The sequence below is a fragment of the Glutamicibacter sp. AGC84 genome (assembly GCF_053543575.1).
The window spans coordinates 22138-38936 of the sequence record NZ_JBLVOC010000016.1 but is presented as its reverse complement, the minus strand read 5'-3'; the positions used below and the strand labels follow the sequence as shown (position 1 = coordinate 38936).

17 protein-coding genes are annotated in these 16799 nt (G+C 60.5%); 13 read left to right on the top strand and 4 right to left on the bottom strand.

Going from position 1 to position 16799, the window contains the following annotated elements; translation table 11 throughout:
• Positions 1-40: 40 nt before the first annotated feature.
• Positions 41-574 (bottom strand): DUF3093 domain-containing protein, encoded by a 534-nt coding sequence (locus ACNPN0_RS11215; RefSeq protein WP_332486014.1) that lies wholly within the window; start codon positions 572-574, stop codon positions 41-43.
• Positions 575-714: 140 nt separating this feature from the next.
• Here ACNPN0_RS11215 and dut point away from each other — a divergent pair, with 140 nt between their 5' ends.
• The 4 genes from dut to ACNPN0_RS11195 all read left to right on the top strand — a co-directional run bounded on the left by dut (position 715) and on the right by ACNPN0_RS11195 (position 3072).
• Positions 715-1173 (top strand): dUTP diphosphatase, encoded by a 459-nt coding sequence (gene dut / locus ACNPN0_RS11210; protein WP_133834265.1) that lies wholly within the window; start codon positions 715-717, stop codon positions 1171-1173.
• Positions 1174-1211: 38 nt separating this feature from the next.
• Positions 1212-1901, top strand: coding sequence for a DUF3710 domain-containing protein (locus ACNPN0_RS11205; protein ID WP_448938082.1), 690 nt, complete (start codon positions 1212-1214; stop codon positions 1899-1901).
• A gap of 3 nt (positions 1902-1904) precedes the next feature.
• Positions 1905-2279, top strand: coding sequence for a hypothetical protein (locus tag ACNPN0_RS11200; RefSeq protein WP_105656753.1), 375 nt, complete (start codon positions 1905-1907; stop codon positions 2277-2279).
• 61 nt (positions 2280-2340) lie between these two features.
• Positions 2341-3072, top strand: coding sequence for a DUF3159 domain-containing protein (locus tag ACNPN0_RS11195; RefSeq protein WP_332728044.1), 732 nt, complete (start codon positions 2341-2343; stop codon positions 3070-3072).
• On the opposite strand, the gene ACNPN0_RS11190 is transcribed toward ACNPN0_RS11195, so the two are convergent.
• Both ACNPN0_RS11190 and ACNPN0_RS11185 read right to left on the bottom strand, forming a co-directional pair.
• Complete coding sequence (locus ACNPN0_RS11190; RefSeq protein WP_105656752.1) at positions 3069-3734, bottom strand: potassium channel family protein; 666 nt, start codon at positions 3732-3734, stop codon at positions 3069-3071. The genes ACNPN0_RS11195 and ACNPN0_RS11190 overlap by 4 nt on opposite strands.
• 16 nt (positions 3735-3750) lie before the next feature.
• Positions 3751-4428, bottom strand: a complete 678-nt coding sequence (locus tag ACNPN0_RS11185) for a potassium channel family protein (protein ID WP_332731217.1) — start codon at positions 4426-4428, stop codon at positions 3751-3753.
• Between the two features lie 145 nt (positions 4429-4573).
• On the opposite strand from ACNPN0_RS11185, the gene ACNPN0_RS11180 reads away from it, so the two are divergent.
• From ACNPN0_RS11180 to acnA, 3 genes are all read left to right on the top strand, one after another.
• On the top strand, positions 4574-6568 hold the full coding sequence (locus tag ACNPN0_RS11180; protein WP_426734040.1) for an APC family permease: 1995 nt from the start codon (positions 4574-4576) through the stop codon (positions 6566-6568).
• A gap of 30 nt (positions 6569-6598) precedes the next feature.
• Positions 6599-7921 carry a class I SAM-dependent RNA methyltransferase gene (locus ACNPN0_RS11175; protein WP_448938081.1) on the top strand — a complete coding sequence of 441 codons (1323 nt, stop codon included), beginning with the start codon at positions 6599-6601 and terminating at the stop codon, positions 7919-7921.
• Positions 7922-8112: 191 nt separating this feature from the next.
• Positions 8113-10821 carry an aconitate hydratase AcnA gene (acnA, locus tag ACNPN0_RS11170; RefSeq protein ID WP_448938080.1) on the top strand — a complete coding sequence of 903 codons (2709 nt, stop codon included), beginning with the start codon at positions 8113-8115 and terminating at the stop codon, positions 10819-10821.
• Between the two features lie 96 nt (positions 10822-10917).
• Here the strand turns inward: acnA and ACNPN0_RS11165 are convergent, their stop codons facing one another.
• Positions 10918-11532 carry a class I SAM-dependent methyltransferase gene (locus tag ACNPN0_RS11165; protein WP_426734047.1) on the bottom strand — a complete coding sequence of 205 codons (615 nt, stop codon included), beginning with the start codon at positions 11530-11532 and terminating at the stop codon, positions 10918-10920.
• A 145-nt stretch (positions 11533-11677) separates the two neighbouring features.
• Here ACNPN0_RS11165 and ACNPN0_RS11160 point away from each other — a divergent pair, with 145 nt between their 5' ends.
• The 6 genes from ACNPN0_RS11160 (at position 11678) to ACNPN0_RS11135 (ending at position 16687) form a co-directional block, all read left to right on the top strand.
• On the top strand, positions 11678-12481 hold the full coding sequence (locus ACNPN0_RS11160) for a phosphotransferase (RefSeq protein WP_448938079.1): 804 nt from the start codon (positions 11678-11680) through the stop codon (positions 12479-12481).
• A gap of 168 nt (positions 12482-12649) precedes the next feature.
• The gene (gene dxs, locus ACNPN0_RS11155; RefSeq protein WP_105656856.1) at positions 12650-14617 is read left to right on the top strand and encodes a 1-deoxy-D-xylulose-5-phosphate synthase; all 1968 of its coding nucleotides are present in this window, start codon (positions 12650-12652) and stop codon (positions 14615-14617) included.
• A 65-nt stretch (positions 14618-14682) separates the two neighbouring features.
• The gene (locus tag ACNPN0_RS11150) at positions 14683-15234 is read left to right on the top strand and encodes a DUF402 domain-containing protein (RefSeq protein WP_448938078.1); all 552 of its coding nucleotides are present in this window, start codon (positions 14683-14685) and stop codon (positions 15232-15234) included.
• A gap of 28 nt (positions 15235-15262) precedes the next feature.
• Positions 15263-15832, top strand: a complete 570-nt coding sequence (locus tag ACNPN0_RS11145) for a hypothetical protein (protein ID WP_448938077.1) — start codon at positions 15263-15265, stop codon at positions 15830-15832.
• A gap of 36 nt (positions 15833-15868) precedes the next feature.
• Positions 15869-16330, top strand: a complete 462-nt coding sequence (locus ACNPN0_RS11140; protein ID WP_286172232.1) for a GNAT family N-acetyltransferase — start codon at positions 15869-15871, stop codon at positions 16328-16330.
• A gap of 21 nt (positions 16331-16351) precedes the next feature.
• Entirely contained in the window at positions 16352-16687 is a 336-nt protein-coding gene (locus tag ACNPN0_RS11135; RefSeq protein WP_105656743.1) for a hypothetical protein, read from the top strand.
• Positions 16688-16799 lie beyond the last annotated feature (112 nt).

The following is a 16799-nucleotide window of genomic DNA, read 5'->3' as shown; positions in this document are numbered from 1 at the left end:
CCCCCCCACGCCATCGCTTTATTCCATGGAGCCGTGAATGCTATTCGCCTGAAGCGTCTTCTGCCTGCTCCTGCTTGGCTGCTTCGGCCTTGCCTTCCTCGGTGAATTCGTACATCACGCCCGAGAGTGCGGCAGCCAGCTCTTCGGGACGGCGGGTGGAAGTCAGCCAGTACGGCGTGGTGTCTCGCTCGTCGGTCACTTCCATGCGCACGGCACCGTCGATCCAGCCACGCAACAGCATGTAGGCCAAGCCGTGAAGCTTCTGTCCACGCTGCTTGAAAGCCTCGTCGCCACGGTAGCCGACGACGTTGCCGATGTACTTGCGTTCAATGCTGGCCCGGCCAACGGTGACCAGATCATCGGTGACTTCGATGGCTGGCACGCGCAGCAGGAACACCGCGACCAGTGAAATCAAAACTACGCCACCGGCAACCCATCCAAGGGTGCTGTTAATCGGTGCTACTGCGATACCTGCGGTGATGGAAATGATGATCGGCCAAATCCAGGTGCTGGCCGATGGCCAGAGCTTTTCGCTGTACAGGACGTTCGAACCCTCGGGGCTGGAATTACTCATGGTTCCAAGTTTAGGCAATATTTCCTGGTTCCATGACCTCGGGGCTGGCGGCAGGGGATTGCCCTGCGCGCGCGATAGAGTTAGCCACGAGAAACTATCGAGTGACTATTTCACATAACTCCGGGGGAAGACCTACACCGATGAGTGAGCCATCAATTTCCATTGCCATCAAGATGCTTGACACCGAACTGCCGGTTCCCAGCTACGCGCATCCGTCAGATGCCGGTGCTGACTTGCATGCTCGCGAGTCGCTGGTGCTGGAGCCTGGCGCCCGCGCGCTCATTCCAACAGGCATTGCGCTGGCCATCCCGCATGGCTATGTCGGTCTCGTGCATCCGCGCAGCGGCTTGGCTGCTAAGCACGGCATTACCGTTGTGAATGCACCGGGCACTGTTGACGCGGGGTACCGTGGTGAGATCATGGTCACCTTGCTGAATACCGACACGTCTGAGTCTTTCGAAGTCAGCCGAGGCGACCGAATCGCCCAGCTGGTAATCCAGAAAGTCGAGCAGGCAGCGTTCATCCAAGTCGATTCGCTGGACGACAGTGCTCGCGGCGCTGGCGGGTTCGGTTCGACCGGCGGATTCAGTTCCAAGTAAGTACCCTTGAGTGCAAGACGAGATTTTCTAAGGACACCATGATTTTCAAGCGCAAGAAAGCCCAAGACCAGCCAGTCGACGCACCAGCTGCTGAGGCAGGCCAGGGCGAGGCCGAGCCGAAGGACGGCCCGTTCGACTACAGCGAGGTCGAGAATACGCAGGAATACCTTGACTTCGGCTCGATCCTGATCAAGCCAGTAGCAGGCTTGAAGGTCCGCATGGACGTTGAAGAGTCCAACAAGCGTGTCATCGCGGTGTCGCTGGAGATCGCCGAGTCGCGTATCCAGCTGATGGCTTTCTCTTCCTCGAAGTCCGAATCGCTGTGGCCTGGCATCAGCGACAAGATCAAGAGCGATATCAGTGCCCAGAACGGCGAAATTTTCACCCGCGACGGCGATTACGGCCAGGAGCTGCTCGCCAAGGTGCCGCAGCAGCTGCCTGATGGTCGCGCCGGGCATGTCGCCCTGCGCTTTGTCGGCATCGACGGCCACCGCTGGTTCCTGCGTGCGGTCATTGGCGGCGCTGCCATTGGAGACGAAGAAGCGGCTGGCATCGTTGACGGGATCCTGCGCACTGTCGTGGTCAACCGCGGCGACAAGCCACTGCCACCGGCCGAACTCCTGCCCCTGAGTGTTCCGGCCAATGCGCAGGCCCGCCCGGCAGGCACTGAGCAGAACCCTGAGCTGAAGCGTCCAGAACGCGGACCAGAGATCACCCAGATCGGCTAATGCATGTCGCTGAAGGACAAACCCGTCACTGCGCTGCTTGGCCCCTCGGGCCAAAAGCTCAGCTACCAGCGGCTGGACAGCTTGGAACAGCTGCCTGTCAAGGGCAGGGTGGAGCACACGGGCTACATCCAATCGGTTAGCTATTCCGCGCCACACGTCGCACCCACGCTGACCGCGGTGGTGGTCGACCGGCTCGGTGCGGTGTCTGCTCGTCGCGGGACTGTACCGCATGTGCGTTTGGCGTTCATGGGCCAGAAATCCGTTCCGGGAATCAAGCCGGGCGTGAAGGTGGAATACTCGGGAATGGTCGCTCCCGTGGATCAAGTTCCGACGATCTTTAATCCGCGCTACGTAATCGTGCCGGAGGCCCGCGGGTGATCCGCGCGTTCCCTCAAGGTCTTGAGAACGAGAGCATGCTGGCGTCTAACTGGAAGAAAACATGATGAACAACGACGAATCGCGTCCGGAAGATGGATCCACGCCGGAAGCAAAGCATCCAAGCTTCGCGGAAATGATTGGCTCGAACGCCAACATCGCGCAAAATGCCGACGGCGGGATAGATCTGCTCTCCACCGTCGGTGGCGTGCGCGGAATCCTGGAAACGGTGCTTCCCGGTTTCGTGTTCATCATGGTCTTCGCGCTGACCTCCAATCTGGGCTGGGGGCTGATCGCTTCGATCAGTCTTGGCGTGGTGTTCATGATCATCCGCCTAGCCAAGCGCTCGACGCTGATCCAGGCCGGCTCCGGGCTGATCGGCATCCTGATCTGCGCCTTCGCCGCACGCAATTCAGGCAATGCCAAGGACTACTACATTCCAGGGTTCTACGTATCGGCCGCCTACTTGGCGGGATTGCTGATTTCGGTGATGGCCCGCTGGCCGCTGATCGGCCTGCTCTTCGGGTTCATCCGCAACGAAGGCACCGAGTGGCGCAAGAAACCCGGGCGCTTGCGCCGCTACCAGGTGGCCACCTGGATCATCATTGCTGTTTTCGCGCTGCGCCTTGCAGTGCAGATCCCGATGTACATCGCAGATGACGTCGTGGCCTTGGGCTTGGCCCGCGCCTTGATGGGGGTGCCGCTGTATGCAGCGGGGCTCTGGTTTGCCTGGCTGGTCTCGAAGCCTGCAGCAGAAGCCAGCAACGGGACCAGCCCTCCAGCACAAGCCGTCTAGCGGGTGGCGTCGCGCAGCGTGCGGCGCAACAAGGCTTCGGCTTGCGGGGTGGTGATGAAGAAGATTTCATCGCCACCCTCAATCACATCATCGGCACTGGGCGGGAACGGCGTCTTATCGCGAACCACTGCCATCATGGTGGTGTCTTCGGGCCAGGAGATGCGCCCGATGCTGCGGCCAATCAACGCCGAATCGTGCGGGACGGTGAACTCGACCATGTAGACCTCGCCGGTCTTCAGCGTCAGCAGCCGCACCAGGTCGCCCACCTCCACGGCTTCTTCCACCAGCGCGGTCATCAGCCGCGGGGTGCTGACCGCTACATCTACGCCCCAGGCGTCATCGAACATCCACTCATTCTTCGGATTGTTCACGCGGCCTACGGTGCGCCGGATGCCGAATTCGCTCTTGGCCAGCAACGAGACCACAAGGTTCACCTTGTCATCGCCGGTTGCCGAAACGACCACGTCGTACTCTTCCAGCTGTGCCTGCTGCAAGACAGCTAATTCGCAGGCATCGCCAATCAGCCACTTCACCGCTTCCAGGTCGGCGCGCTCGGCCATTTCCGGCTGCAGGTCGATAAGCAGGACTTCGTGATGGTTGATCACAAGTTCGCGGGCAATGGAGGAACCGACCGAGCCGGCCCCGGCAATCATGACCTTCATGGGGGTGCCTCTCAGATTATTCGTTGGCCTGCGCAGCCGGCGGGCTGGCAAGGATCTTTTCGATGTCCTTGGACTCATCGAGCCGCATCATCACGTGCACCAGGTCGCCGCCCTGCAATCGGGTGCGGCCCTCGGGGATGGTGCCTTCGCCGAAGCGGGTCAGATAGGCCACTCGTACCCCGGCGGCCGCTTCCAGCTCCTTGACCAGCCGTCCATACCAGTCGCGGTGCAGGGCAACTTCGGAAAGCACCAGGCGCCCCGATGGCTCCCGGAAGTCACCGCGCATCGAATAGTCGGGCAGGATCCGGCGCAGCACCTGATCGGTGCTCCAACGGACCGCGGCCACGGTGGGGATACCCAGGCGCTGGTAGATCTCGGCGCGCCCTGGATCGTAGATGCGGGCCACGACATGGGGGACGTTATAGGTTTCGCGCGATACGCGAGTGGCGAGAATGTTGGAATTATCACCGCTGGATACGGCGGCGAAGGCATAGGCCTCATCGATTTTGGCAGCTTCCAGGGTGTCCTTGTCGAACCCCATGCCGGTCACCGTGGAACCTGAGAAGCCTTTGCTCAGCCGGCGGAAGGCATGCGGGTCCTGGTCAATGACTGCCACGGAATGCCCCGCTGAATCCAGCGTGTGGGCTAGCGAGACACCGACGCGTCCGCACCCCATGATCACGAAATGTGCCACCGAGAACTCCTTGGGTCTACTGCTTGCTGCATGTCCAGTGGCGCACACAAGCTGTGTGCTCCGAATGCAACAATAGCGCTGATCGCACCCAGTTTATCGGTGGTGCAGCACCCATGTGCCTTGCACCCTGCGATAACGTTGTGTCGTGCCTGCATTATTTGACGGTCTGAAGCGGATCTTGGTGGGCCGGCCTTTCAGAACTGAACAGCTGAAAAAGAAGCCGTTGCCACCTAACGTCGCGTTGCCGATTTTCTCGTCCAGCGCCCTGTCGTCCTTGGCGTACGCGCCAGACGAAATCTTGCTGACGCTGGCCATTGCGGGCATCGCGGCCACCGCGCTTTCGCCGATGGTCGGACTTGCTGTCCTTGCCGTGCTGGTGGTGCTGGTGCTGTCCTACCGGCAATCGGTCATGGAGTACCCCTCTGGCGGTGGCGACTACGAGATCGTGAAGAAGAACCTGGGTGCGCGCCCGGGAACAGCGGTCGCCGCTGCGCTGCTGGTCGACTTCGTGCTCACCGTTGCTGTGTCCAGCTCATCAGCTGCCCTGTACCTCGCCGCCATTTTCCCTGCAGTGGCCGAGTACAAGGCTTGGGTGGCTGCTGGACTTGTCGCATTCCTCGTGGTCGGTAATCTGCGCGGCAGGGGACAAGGGCGCTGGACCCTGGCCATTCCGGTCTACCTCTTCGTGATCGGCATGCTGCTGCTGGTCGCTATCGGCGGGGTGATGGCGCTGACCGGTACCCTCGGGCTTGCCCCGAGCGCGGATTTCACGATTGTGCCGGAAGAAGAGTTTGCCAATGGGCTGCACGGTGTCGTCGGTGCACTGCTGATCCTGCGTGCTTTCAGTACGGGTTCGGCGGCGCTGACCGGTATCGAGGTCCCGATCTCGAACGTGCAGACCCTGGCCAAGCCGCGGGCCAAGAACGCGGCACGGATCCTGCTGGTGCTGGGCCTGCTCTCCGGGGTGCTGACACTTGGCACGCTGATGCTTGCCCGTGCCACCGGCATCAAGGTCGTCGCCGACCCGCAGGCCTCATTCTTGCTCGACGGTGCGCCGATCCCTGAAGGGTTTGTGCAGGTCCCGGTCCTTGGCCAGCTGGCGCAAGCCGTGTTCGGCGATTTCACCTTCGGCCTGGTCATTGTTTCGGTGCTGACCATTGCCGTGCTGCTGCTGGCCGGAAACCAGGCCTTCAACTCCTTCCCCCTGCTGGCCAGCCATCTGGCTACCGACGGCTTCCTGCCACGCCAGCTGCGTACCCGCGGTGATCGGCTGGGCTTCTCCAACGGCATATTGTCCCTGGGCGTTGCCGCGATTGCACTGGTGCTGCTGTTCCAAGGCGATGTCACCTTGCTGGTCCAGCTGTACGTGGTGGGCGTGTTCGTTTCCTTTACGCTGAGCCAGCTGGCCATGCTCAAGCACTGGAAACGCGTGCTGGTTCCCATTGCCGACCGCAGGATCCGTGCGGCCAAGCAGCGCAAGCGCCTGCTGAACCTGGTGGGCCTGGTCCTATCGGCGCTGGTGCTCGTGGTCGTCTTGGCCACCCGCTTGGTCCACGGCGCGTGGTTGGCCGTGCTGGGCATTGCGGTATTGATGGTGATCATGGATTCGCTGCAGCGCCACTACCAGAAGGTTGACGACGAACTGGCGGTGGATGAGGACGTTGCCGCCACGGCGCTGCCCTCCCGGGTGCATGCACTGGTGCTGGTCTCCACCGTGCGCAAGCCGGTGCTGCGGGCCTTGGCCTTCGCCCGGGCTTCGCGTCCCTCGAAGCTCGAAGCAATCATCGTGGATGTGGAACGAAGCAAAACCGAAAAGACCCTCCGGGACTGGGAACGCCTGCAGATTCCGGTGCCGATCACCGCCCTGGCTTCTCCGTACCGCGATATCCCCGGGGCGCTGATTGAGCATATTCGTTCCATCAAGCGTGAATCCCCGCGGGAACTGATCGTCGTGTACATCCCTGAATACGTAGTGGGCCACTGGTGGGAACAGCTGGTGCACAACCAAACCGCTTTACGAGTGAAAAACCGGCTGCACTATGAACCGGGCGTCTTGATCGCCTCGGTTCCATGGCGCTTGCTCAGTGCTTCGCATGCCCTGGGCGGCGGGCCGACCGAAGAATCTTCGGCACACCGCTGAATTCAATGCTTCTGATGAAAGACAAGATCGATGACTGAAACACCAATGCTCACCGTCCGCCTGGGCAAGATTGCCCATGGCGGCCACACCGTCGCCCGCCATGAGGGCCGCGTGATCTTCGTGCGCCACGGCATTCCCGGAGAGCTGGTGAATGTGTGCCTGACGGACAGTGCGCCGGAGGCCAAATTCTGGCGTGCCGACGTCGCCGAGGTGCTCGAAGCCAGCGAGCACCGCGTGCCCCACTTCTGGGATGCCGCTGATGCCCTGAAGCATCGTGACCCGGTGGGTGGCGCAGAGTTCGGCCACATCACCCTTGAGCACCAGCGTGAGCTCAAGTCGCAGGTTGCTGCCGAGCAGATGACCCGTCTAGGCGGCCTGAAGGCGGAGGACTACAACTTCCCTGCGGTGCAAGCGGTCAAGGGCGCGGCCGACGGCCTGGGCTGGCGTACCCGGATGTCCTATTCGGTGGACGCACAGGGCAAGCTCGCGATGAGCGCATTCCGCAGTAACCAGTTGACCGGCATCGCGCAGATGCCATTGGCCCATCCGGCTATCGAGGCCACTGGCTTGTACTCTGTGGACTACAGCGGAATCGAGCGTGTCGAGGCTGCGGTATCCAGCCAGGATGACCAGACCGTGCTGATCCTGCTGGCTGAAGCAAGTACCGGCGCCGCGGCAAAGGTGGCAAAGCAGTTCCCGGAGGGTGTCAATGTCGCCGCTTTCAGCCAGCGGGGCGGCTCGGCGGCTGACGGCAAAGGCAGCTTGCAGACCTTGGCTGGTTCGGCGTTCCTGACCGAAAAGGTACTGGGGGAGAAGTTCCGGATTACCGGTGAAGGATTCTGGCAGGTGCATCGAGAGGCGGCCAGCCTGCTTTCCCAGCGCGTAGTTGAACTGACCGAGCCAGCCGCTGGCGAGCAAATCGCCGACCTCTATGCGGGTGCTGGCTTGTTCTCCGTCCCGTTGGCTAAGGCAGTTGGCTCCCAGGGCCGGGTCTTCTCAATTGAAGGCGCTCCGGGCACGCATGCCGATGCGAAGAAGAATCTGCGCTCCTATTCGCAGGCCACGGTGATCCGAGGCCGTGTTGAGCGAGTGTTACGGCAGGTCGCCGGGGATGCCTCCCTGGACGCCGTGGTACTTGACCCGCCCCGCACCGGGATCGATAAGCAGGTGGCTGGGGAGCTGGCTTCCATTGCTGCATCCCGGATTTGTTACGTGTCCTGCGACCCTGCGGCTTTCGCCCGTGATACCGCGCGTTTGATGGGACGCGGCTACGAATTAGAGCATATGGAGATTCACGATTTGTACCCGCATACCCACCATATGGAGTCCATCGGGCTCTTCGTGCGCCGTTAAACACCTGAAATTGTCCGATTAGACACGAATTCGGATGAAAATTTATTCCGAGGAGTCTTTTTATGAGCTTAGGCGATAGACTGTTTTTAGCTCTGCCACGCTAGGAGCCTGACTATCTCAGTTAGGAACTCCTAACTGGAATTACAGTGTGCGTGTGCAACAGAATGAGTGTCTGGCGAGAGGAGTCCCACGTGAGCAATGTGGACAGCTTCGGTGCCAAGGGCGTACTTGACGTCAATGGAACCGAATACGAAATTTACCGACTAAATACGGTTGAAGGCTCGGACAGCCTTCCTTACAGCCTTAAGGTTCTTCTTGAGAACCTGCTTCGCACCGAAGACGGCGCGAACGTAACCAACGAGCACATCAATGCACTGGGTCAGTGGGATGCTTCGGCTCAGCCGAACACCGAAATCCAGTTCACCCCTGCACGTGTGCTGATGCAGGACTTCACCGGCGTGCCTTGTGTCGTTGACTTGGCAACCATGCGCGAGGCCGTCAAGGACCTCGGCGGTGACCCAACCCGCGTTAACCCGCTGGCACCAGCCGAAATGGTCATCGACCACTCCGTGCAGATCGACACCTTCGGTTTCGAAGGCGCTGTCGAGCGCAACATGGAGATCGAGTACCAGCGCAACGGCGAGCGTTACCAGTTCCTGCGCTGGGGCCAGACTGCATTCGATGACTTCAAGGTCGTCCCACCGGGCACCGGTATCGTGCACCAGGTCAACATCGAGTACCTGGCACGCACCGTCATGACCCGCGAGGTCAACGGCGTACTGCGCGCTTACCCGGATAGCTGCGTAGGCACCGACTCCCACACCACCATGGTCAACGGCCTGGGCGTGCTGGGTTGGGGCGTTGGCGGCATCGAAGCCGAGGCAGCAATGCTCGGCCAGCCTGTCTCCATGCTGATCCCACGCGTTGTCGGCTTCAAGCTGGCTGGCTCGATCCCAGCTGGCGCCACCGCAACCGACGTGGTGCTGACCATCACCGAAATGCTGCGCAAGCACGGCGTTGTTGGCAAGTTCGTTGAGTTCTACGGCGAAGGCGTTGCAGCAGTGCCACTGGCCAACCGTGCAACCATCGGCAACATGTCCCCAGAATTCGGCTCCACTGCCGCGATGTTCCCGATCGACGATGTCACCCTCGACTACCTGCGCCTGACCGGCCGCAGCGACGAGAACGTGGCACTGGTCGAGGCTTACGCCAAGGAACAGGGCATGTGGCACGATCCAAGCCGCGAGATCCGTTTCTCGGAATACCTCGAGCTGGATCTGTCGACCGTGGTTCCATCGATCGCCGGCCCGAAGCGTCCACAGGACCGCATCGAGCTGTCTTCCTCGAAGGAACAGTTCCGCAAGGACCTGCACAACTACGTATCGAACGCCGACGACACCCAGGGCGCTGGCCGCCCGTCGGTAGCCGTCGATGTCACCAAGGAAGATGGCACCCAGTTCACCCTGGACCACGGCCTGGTTTCGATCGCTTCGATCACCTCGTGCACCAATACCTCCAACCCTTCGGTCATGCTGGCCGCAGCCGTACTGGCTCGCAACGCAGCTGACAAGGGCCTGACCTCCAAGCCATGGGTCAAGACTTCGGTCGCGCCAGGCTCGAAGGTCGTTACCGAGTACTACGAGAAGTCCGGCCTGCTGCCATACCTGGAGAAGCTCGGCTTCTTCGTTGTGGGCTACGGTTGCGCAACGTGCATCGGCAACTCCGGTCCACTGGATGCCGAGATCTCCGAGGCCATCAACGCCAACGACCTCGCAGCTACCGCAGTTCTTTCGGGTAACCGCAACTTCGAAGGCCGCATCAACCCAGACGTGAAGATGAACTACCTGGCTTCCCCGCCACTGGTCATCGCCTACGCACTGGCTGGCACCATGGACTTCGACTTCGAGACCGACGCACTGGGCCAGGACGCCGAGGGCAACGATGTCTTCCTGAAGGACATCTGGCCATCGCCTGTCGAGGTCCAGGAAATCATTGACTCGTCGATCGACAAGGAAATGTTCGCCAAGGGCTACGACGGAGTCTTCGAAGGGGACGCTCGCTGGAAGGCACTGGACACCCCGGAGGGTTCGACCTTCGCATGGGACGAGAAGTCGACCTACGCACGCAAGGCACCGTACTTCGACGGCATGACCGCCGAGCCGCAGCCAGTCCAGGACATCAGCGGCGCTCGCGTGCTGCTGAAGCTGGGCGACTCGGTGACCACCGACCACATCTCGCCTGCAGGTTCGTTCAAGTCGGAAACCCCGGCTGGCCGCTACCTGATCGAGAACGGCGTGGATCGCAAGGACTTCAACTCCTACGGCTCGCGCCGTGGCAACCACGAAGTCATGATCCGCGGTACCTTCGCCAACATCCGCATCAAGAACCAGCTGCTGGACGGCGTCGAGGGTGGCTTCACCCGCGACTTCACCCAGGCTGATGCTCCGCAGGCTTACGTCTACGACGCTGCAGAGAACTACAAGGCTGCCGGCACCCCGCTGGTCGTTCTTGGCGGCAAGGAATACGGCTCGGGCTCCTCGCGTGACTGGGCTGCCAAGGGCACCGCATTGCTGGGCGTCAAGGCCGTCATCACCGAATCATTCGAGCGTATCCACCGCTCGAACCTGATCGGCATGGGCGTTCTGCCGCTGCAGTTCCCAGACGGCGAATCCGCTGATTCGCTGGGTCTGACCGGAACCGAGACCTTCGCTGTCTCCGGCGTGACCGAGCTGAACAACGGCACCACCCCGAAGACCCTGAAGGTTACCGCAACCGCACAAGACGGCAAGGTTACCGAGTTCGACGCAGTTCTGCGCATCGACACCCCAGGTGAAGCTGACTACTACCGCAACGGTGGCATCCTGCAGTACGTACTGCGCCAGATCGCCGCTGCCAACTAGCAGATCCACCTCGGCTCCGGTCGAAGCGAATCTCTAAGTAGTTCCGCATCGCGGGAAAACCTGAGACCCAAGGCAATTGCCTTGGGTCTCAGGTTTTTAACCAGCCTTTTGCGCACTCAGCTGACCATGGGTGCGGGCCGTGGACCGGGTGCGGGTGCCAACTTCCAGCACGCTGAAGCCTGACGTTTCCAACAACAGCTCCAATTCCCCGGGCGGCCAATACCAGGCCGGGGCGACCTGGTGGCCAAAGGCTTCTAGCTGATCCCCGGCAAAGAATCCGAGCAGCAGCTTGCCGCGTGGCTTGAGCACCCGGGCAAACTCGCCCAACAGCTGCGGAAGCTCGGCTGGAGGAGCATGGATTACCGAGTACCAGGCGAGCACCCCGGAAAAATGGTGGTCTTCGAACGGCAACTGTGCCAAGTCCGCACGCAGGAAATCGGGCTTCTGGAAGTTGCGCCGTGCGAAGTCCAGAAACTCCGGAACGAGGTCAACGCCTGTAGCCGGCCGATGGGCATCGGCGATGAACTGTGTCCAATGCCCAGGCCCGCAGCCAGCGTCCAGGACCGGCCCCTCCAGCTGCCCCGCCCACGCCGCAATCAGCTCCCGGTCTTCAAGCTCCGCCTGCTCGGGCGAAGCGAACAGATCGATATAGGCGCTGGCGAGACTCGAATAACTCGCTGAGACGTGATGAGGATCGAAGGAAGGTGGCATACGCTCAGCTTAGCGCCGCCCGCAGGGAGCCTGGAGATCAATTGCTAGACTCGGGAATCACTTCCAGAAAACTGTTGGCGGAGAGGAACTTCCGATGACGTCACCTGCCCTTGAAGATCTGCTGAATGCGGGCCAAGTGCACCAAGTGCGTTCCTGGCTCGGAGAGGCAACAGTCGTTTCGGACATGTCTTGGGGGCTGACAGACATTAAAGTCCTCCATTTGGATGCAGCCGGAAAGCACTTCGTGCTCAAGACCGCGGGCGAAAGCAACCATCACATCATCCGGGAGCTGGAAGCACATCGCCGGTACACGCGTGTACTTGCCGAAGCCGGGCTGGCCGCGCGGCTGCGTTTTTCAAGCGACGTGCACCGCCTGGCAGTGCTGGACTACCAACCCGGAGAACTGTGCGTAGGGACAGAAAATGAATACGCGCCGGATTCGCATCGACAGGCGGGACACGCGCTCAGGTTGCTGCACGATCAAGAACAGCGTGTTGCTCATGGCTACGAAGCCCGGCTGACGGCAAAATTCCTTCAGCTGCTTGAACGCAAGCACCGCATCGGTGCTTCACGGTGCCGGCAGATCAGGGACCTGTTCACCAGCTACGAGCCTAAATCCGTGGCCGTCGTCCCAACGCACGGAGACTGGCAGCCTCGTAATTGGCTCGTAGACCAAGGAAAACTGAAAGTCATTGATTTTGGACGTTTTGAATTCCGTCCAGCTTCCAGCGACTTCGCGCGACTCTCACTACAGCAGTGGGTGGGGCATCCGGAGCTGGAACAAGCCTTCCTTCAGGGCTACGGCTATGATCCGCGCGAAGAATTATCATGGAAAATGATGCAACTACGTGAAGGCCTGGGCACGGCCGTCTGGTCTTATGAAGTTGGAGATGAATCCTTCGAAGCGCAAGGGCTGCAAATGCTGGCCGATACGCTGGACCGCAACTAGGCTCGCACGCGAACGGGCACATGCGTTCGGGGTAGTGAACGTCATTGCTAGGAAATTAGCACCAGCACGGACGTTGACGGATAATGAAAGAAGCCTTGAACGCGGTAAACTAGGTATTTCGCATGGGCTTTCCAGCCTATTGTCGGCGAATTTGTGAAGGGGATGAACGTGTCTTTATTGAAGACCATCAAGAAACCAAGTGACCTGCGGGCGCTTACCCTCGAGCAGCTCGACGACTTGGCGGAGGAAATCCGCGGCTTCCTCATCGACAATGTTGCTCGTACTGGCGGCCATTTGGGTCCCAATCTCGGTGTTATCGAGCTGACCTTGGGCATCCATCGTGTCTTCGATTCCCCAACTGACTCCATCGTCTTCGATACGGGACACCAGTCGTATGTGCACAAGCTGGTTACCGGACGCCAGAATTTCGAGACCTTGCGCCAGCAAGGAGGCCTGTCGGGCTACCCTGACCGCGGTGAATCAGAACACGATGTGGTTGAGTCCTCCCATGCTTCCTCCTCGCTGTCGTGGGTTGATGGAATTTCCCGCGCCAACAAGCTGATGAATAACAATGACCGCTACGCCGTAGCCCTGGTGGGCGATGGCGCCTTGACCGGCGGCATGGCCTGGGAAGCAGTCAACAACATCGCTGCCGACAAGGACCGCAAAGCAGTCATCGTGGTCAACGACAACGGCCGCTCCTACGCCCCGACCATCGGCGGCCTGGCCAACCAGCTTTCGGGACTGCGCCAGCAGCTGGACAAGTTCCGTACCCACCCGGCCTACGAGAACGCCATGGACAAGCTCAAGGTCAAGCTCAAGGGATCCGGGCCAGTAGGCGATTTCACTTACAAGTCCCTTCACGCCACCAAGAAGGGCATCAAGGACTGGTGGGCACCGCAAGGCCTGTTCGAGGACCTGGGCCTGAAGTACATCGGCCCGATCGATGGCCACAACCAGCGCGCAGTAGAAGAAGCGCTGCAGCAGGCCAAGCAGTACGCGGGCCCAGTGCTCGTGCATGCCCTGACTGAGAAGGGCCACGGCTACGCTCCGGCCCGCGCCGATGAAGCTGACCAGTTCCACGCCGTTGGCGTTATCGACCCAATCACCGGTCTGCCGGTTTCCAAGTCCAGCGCGCAGAGCTGGACCAGCGTCTTCGGCGAAGAGATCGCGGCGGTGGCCAACGAGCGCGAGGACATTGTGGCGATCACCGGTGCCATGCTGCAGCCAGTGGGCCTGAAGAAAATGTCCCAGGAACACCCTGAACGCGTCATTGACGTGGGCATCGCCGAACAGCACGCCATGACTACTGCCGCCGGCCTTGCCTTTGGCGGACTGCACCCGGTGGTCTGCGTCTACGCGACCTTCCTCAACCGTGCCTTTGACCAATTGCTGATGGACGTGGCCCTGCATAAGGCAGGTGTCACCATCGTGCTGGACCGCGCTGGAGTCACCGGCCCGGACGGCGCCAGCCACCACGGCATGTGGGATATGGCGCTGACCCAGATCGTGCCTAACCTGCATCTGGCTGCGCCGCGCGATGCCGACCGCCTGCGGGAGGAACTGCGTGAAGCCCTTGACATCAATGATGCGCCAAGTGTCGTGCGATTCTCCAAGGGCTCGGTGGGTGAACCCATCGAAGCTGTGGACCGCCTGCCTGATGGCGTGGATGTTCTGGCACGCTTGGGGGACCGTTCCGCACCGGATGTTCTCATCGTTTCCGTGGGCGCCATGAGCGAGCTTTCGCTGGATGTCGCAGAACGACTGAACAGCCAGGGCGTATCGGTGACCGTGGTGGATCCTCGTTGGGTTCTACCAATGCCAACCTCGGTGATTTCACTGGCAGCCCGTCACCGCATTGTGGTCTGCATCGAAGATGGCGTCCGAGCCGGCGGTGTGGGTTCGCGCTTGCGCACCGAAATGCGTGCAGCGGGTGTCGATACGGCTCTGAACGAAGTAGGTTTGCCTACCGAATTCTTGGCGCACGGAACTCGTGCTGAGGTCTTGGACCGCGTTGGACTGACTGCACAGCAGGTAGCCCGCGATACCCTGGCGCAGGTTCTGGGAACCAAGGTTCCATTCGCCCGGCCCCTCCCTGGACAAGACCTGCCTACCGGTCAGATTCCGAAGCTGTGAGCTCACCGTCCGGCTGCCCGGTAGACCTGCCCCGTAGCCCAGAAACTATCGCCGAGGGTTCCTTGGTGGTAGCGCGCGCCTGGAAGTATGATTCCAGCCCGCACTGGGTGGTGCCCGGATTTTATCTCGGACAGGACAAATACGGACATTGGCTTCACCAGCCGGCCGGCGCACTGGTAGCCCGTCCGGGCACCGCACACTTGGCAGCGAGTAATGCGCTCTGCCTGATTCCACACTCGGGCCAGTGGATTGCCACCCTCTATGCGGATGCACTGGAAGATTTTGATGTCTACATCGACCTGTCCAGCAACATCGGATGGCGACGGATGAAGCGTGGCGCTTGGGAAGTCAACTCCATTGACATGGATTTGGACGTGATTCGTTCACGTAGCCAAGGCGTGTTCCTTGATGATGAAGATGAATTCGCCGAACATGAAATAGGCATGAACTATCCAGCTTCCCTAGTTCGTAGTATTGGAAGAGAAGCTGGACTGTTGCTCGGCACCGTGATCAACAACGATGCACCGTTCAATGCCGAACACCGCGCCACCTGGCAATCCAAGGCTGAGCGCCTAGCCGCACAGCTTGCCGAAACCTCCAAAAATTTAGATAACTAAGCACACCGTAGACCCAAGGGGTAATCACATGGCGATCATTCGCACCTACCGGATGAACGAAAAGAACGAACTGGAATTCCGCGAGGCATGGTTCCAGCAGTTCGAGGACGATGAATTGGGTCAGTTCGTGATCAATCACGGCACCGTGGGACATATGTCCAAGACCAATGAAGTCCAGGACGTAAACACCGACCGCGCCGACGAATTGTTCGCTGGTTTCGCTGAAGCCTGTGCTGCCGAAGGCTATGCAGAGATCAAGGAAGAAGATCAGTCGTGGGTTATCGTGCAGTACGCGCTGAAATCCGCAAATGGCACCGAGCGCGACCAGTACCTGGACAAGAAGGCCAAGGAAGCGCTGACCGGCCACTTGGCATGGCGCGGACTTGGCACGGTGGAGTCCAGCGATTTCGGTATCCGAAAGCTGAACATCCGAGTCCTATCACCAGCTCCAAAGCTTGCAGTCGCTGCGATCAAGACGTGCATCCGCGAAGCCAAGCTGGACTTCACCAAGATGAGTATCGGTGTTGCGCCCTATGCGGAATTGAACAAGCTGAAGATGGCGCACCCGATGCCACCAAAGCCGATGTCCATCGACTGATCACGAATGATAAGCCCCATAGTTGCGACGCAGCCAATGCAGGCAGCGGACCACCCGGCCATCCGTCGGCTGTCGGAGAGTTTGGGGCGTCAGGCTGAACCTGGAAATTGGGGCGCTGGTGAATGCCAGGTAGTCGTCAAGAACCCGGCCGGCGAGCTGCTTGGCTGGGCGCGAGCCCATTGGTGGGAGCCTGCTGATCCGTTGGCGCCAGCTGGCTATTACCTTGCCGGGATCGAGGTTGCCTGCGGATACCGGCAACGGGGCGTGGCACGAAGCCTAACCGAGGCCAGGCTGTCATGGATTGCGCAGCGCGCTTCGACCGCATGGTGCGTGGTCAACGCGCAGAATACTGCGTCTTTGGCGCTTCATCGTGCCCTGGGATTCGAAGAAGTAGCCCGGGCTCCACGGTTCGGTACTGTGGTTTTTAACGGCGGCAGTGGCCTGCTGTTGTCCAAGGAAGTGGTGTCTTCGCGCGGCCCCGCGAAAGCACAGGTTTAAACGAGCAGGAAACAAGGAGAAATGATTCCACAAGAAGACCGGGACGAGACCCCCGGTGCCCAGCGTAAAGTCCCGCGGATGGGAGCAACCCGCACGCCGTTGCACCTGGTTTTCCAGGCTTGCGTCGGTGTCATCATCGGCATTGGAGTGGTGTCCCTGCTTTCTGGCCTCGCCCCAGCGCAGGTTGCCTTGACCGGAGTTGTCATTGCCATATTGGTGTGGATCGTTGAACAGGGCTTCCGCCTGCCAGAACCGAATACCAAGCAGGGAGCACGTGTCCGCATGGTACTTCGACTGATTTCCTTGATTGGTTTCACCATCGCGGTGAGCCCGCTGCTGTCCTTGATCGAGGGCTGACAGCCTGCAACCCAGGCTAGTCCCGGACGTTCACACGTCTGGGACTATTTTTTTGCGCTGACCGGTTTCCGGGCAGAATAAAAGATCGGCCCGGTTCTCCCCGTGAAGGGAG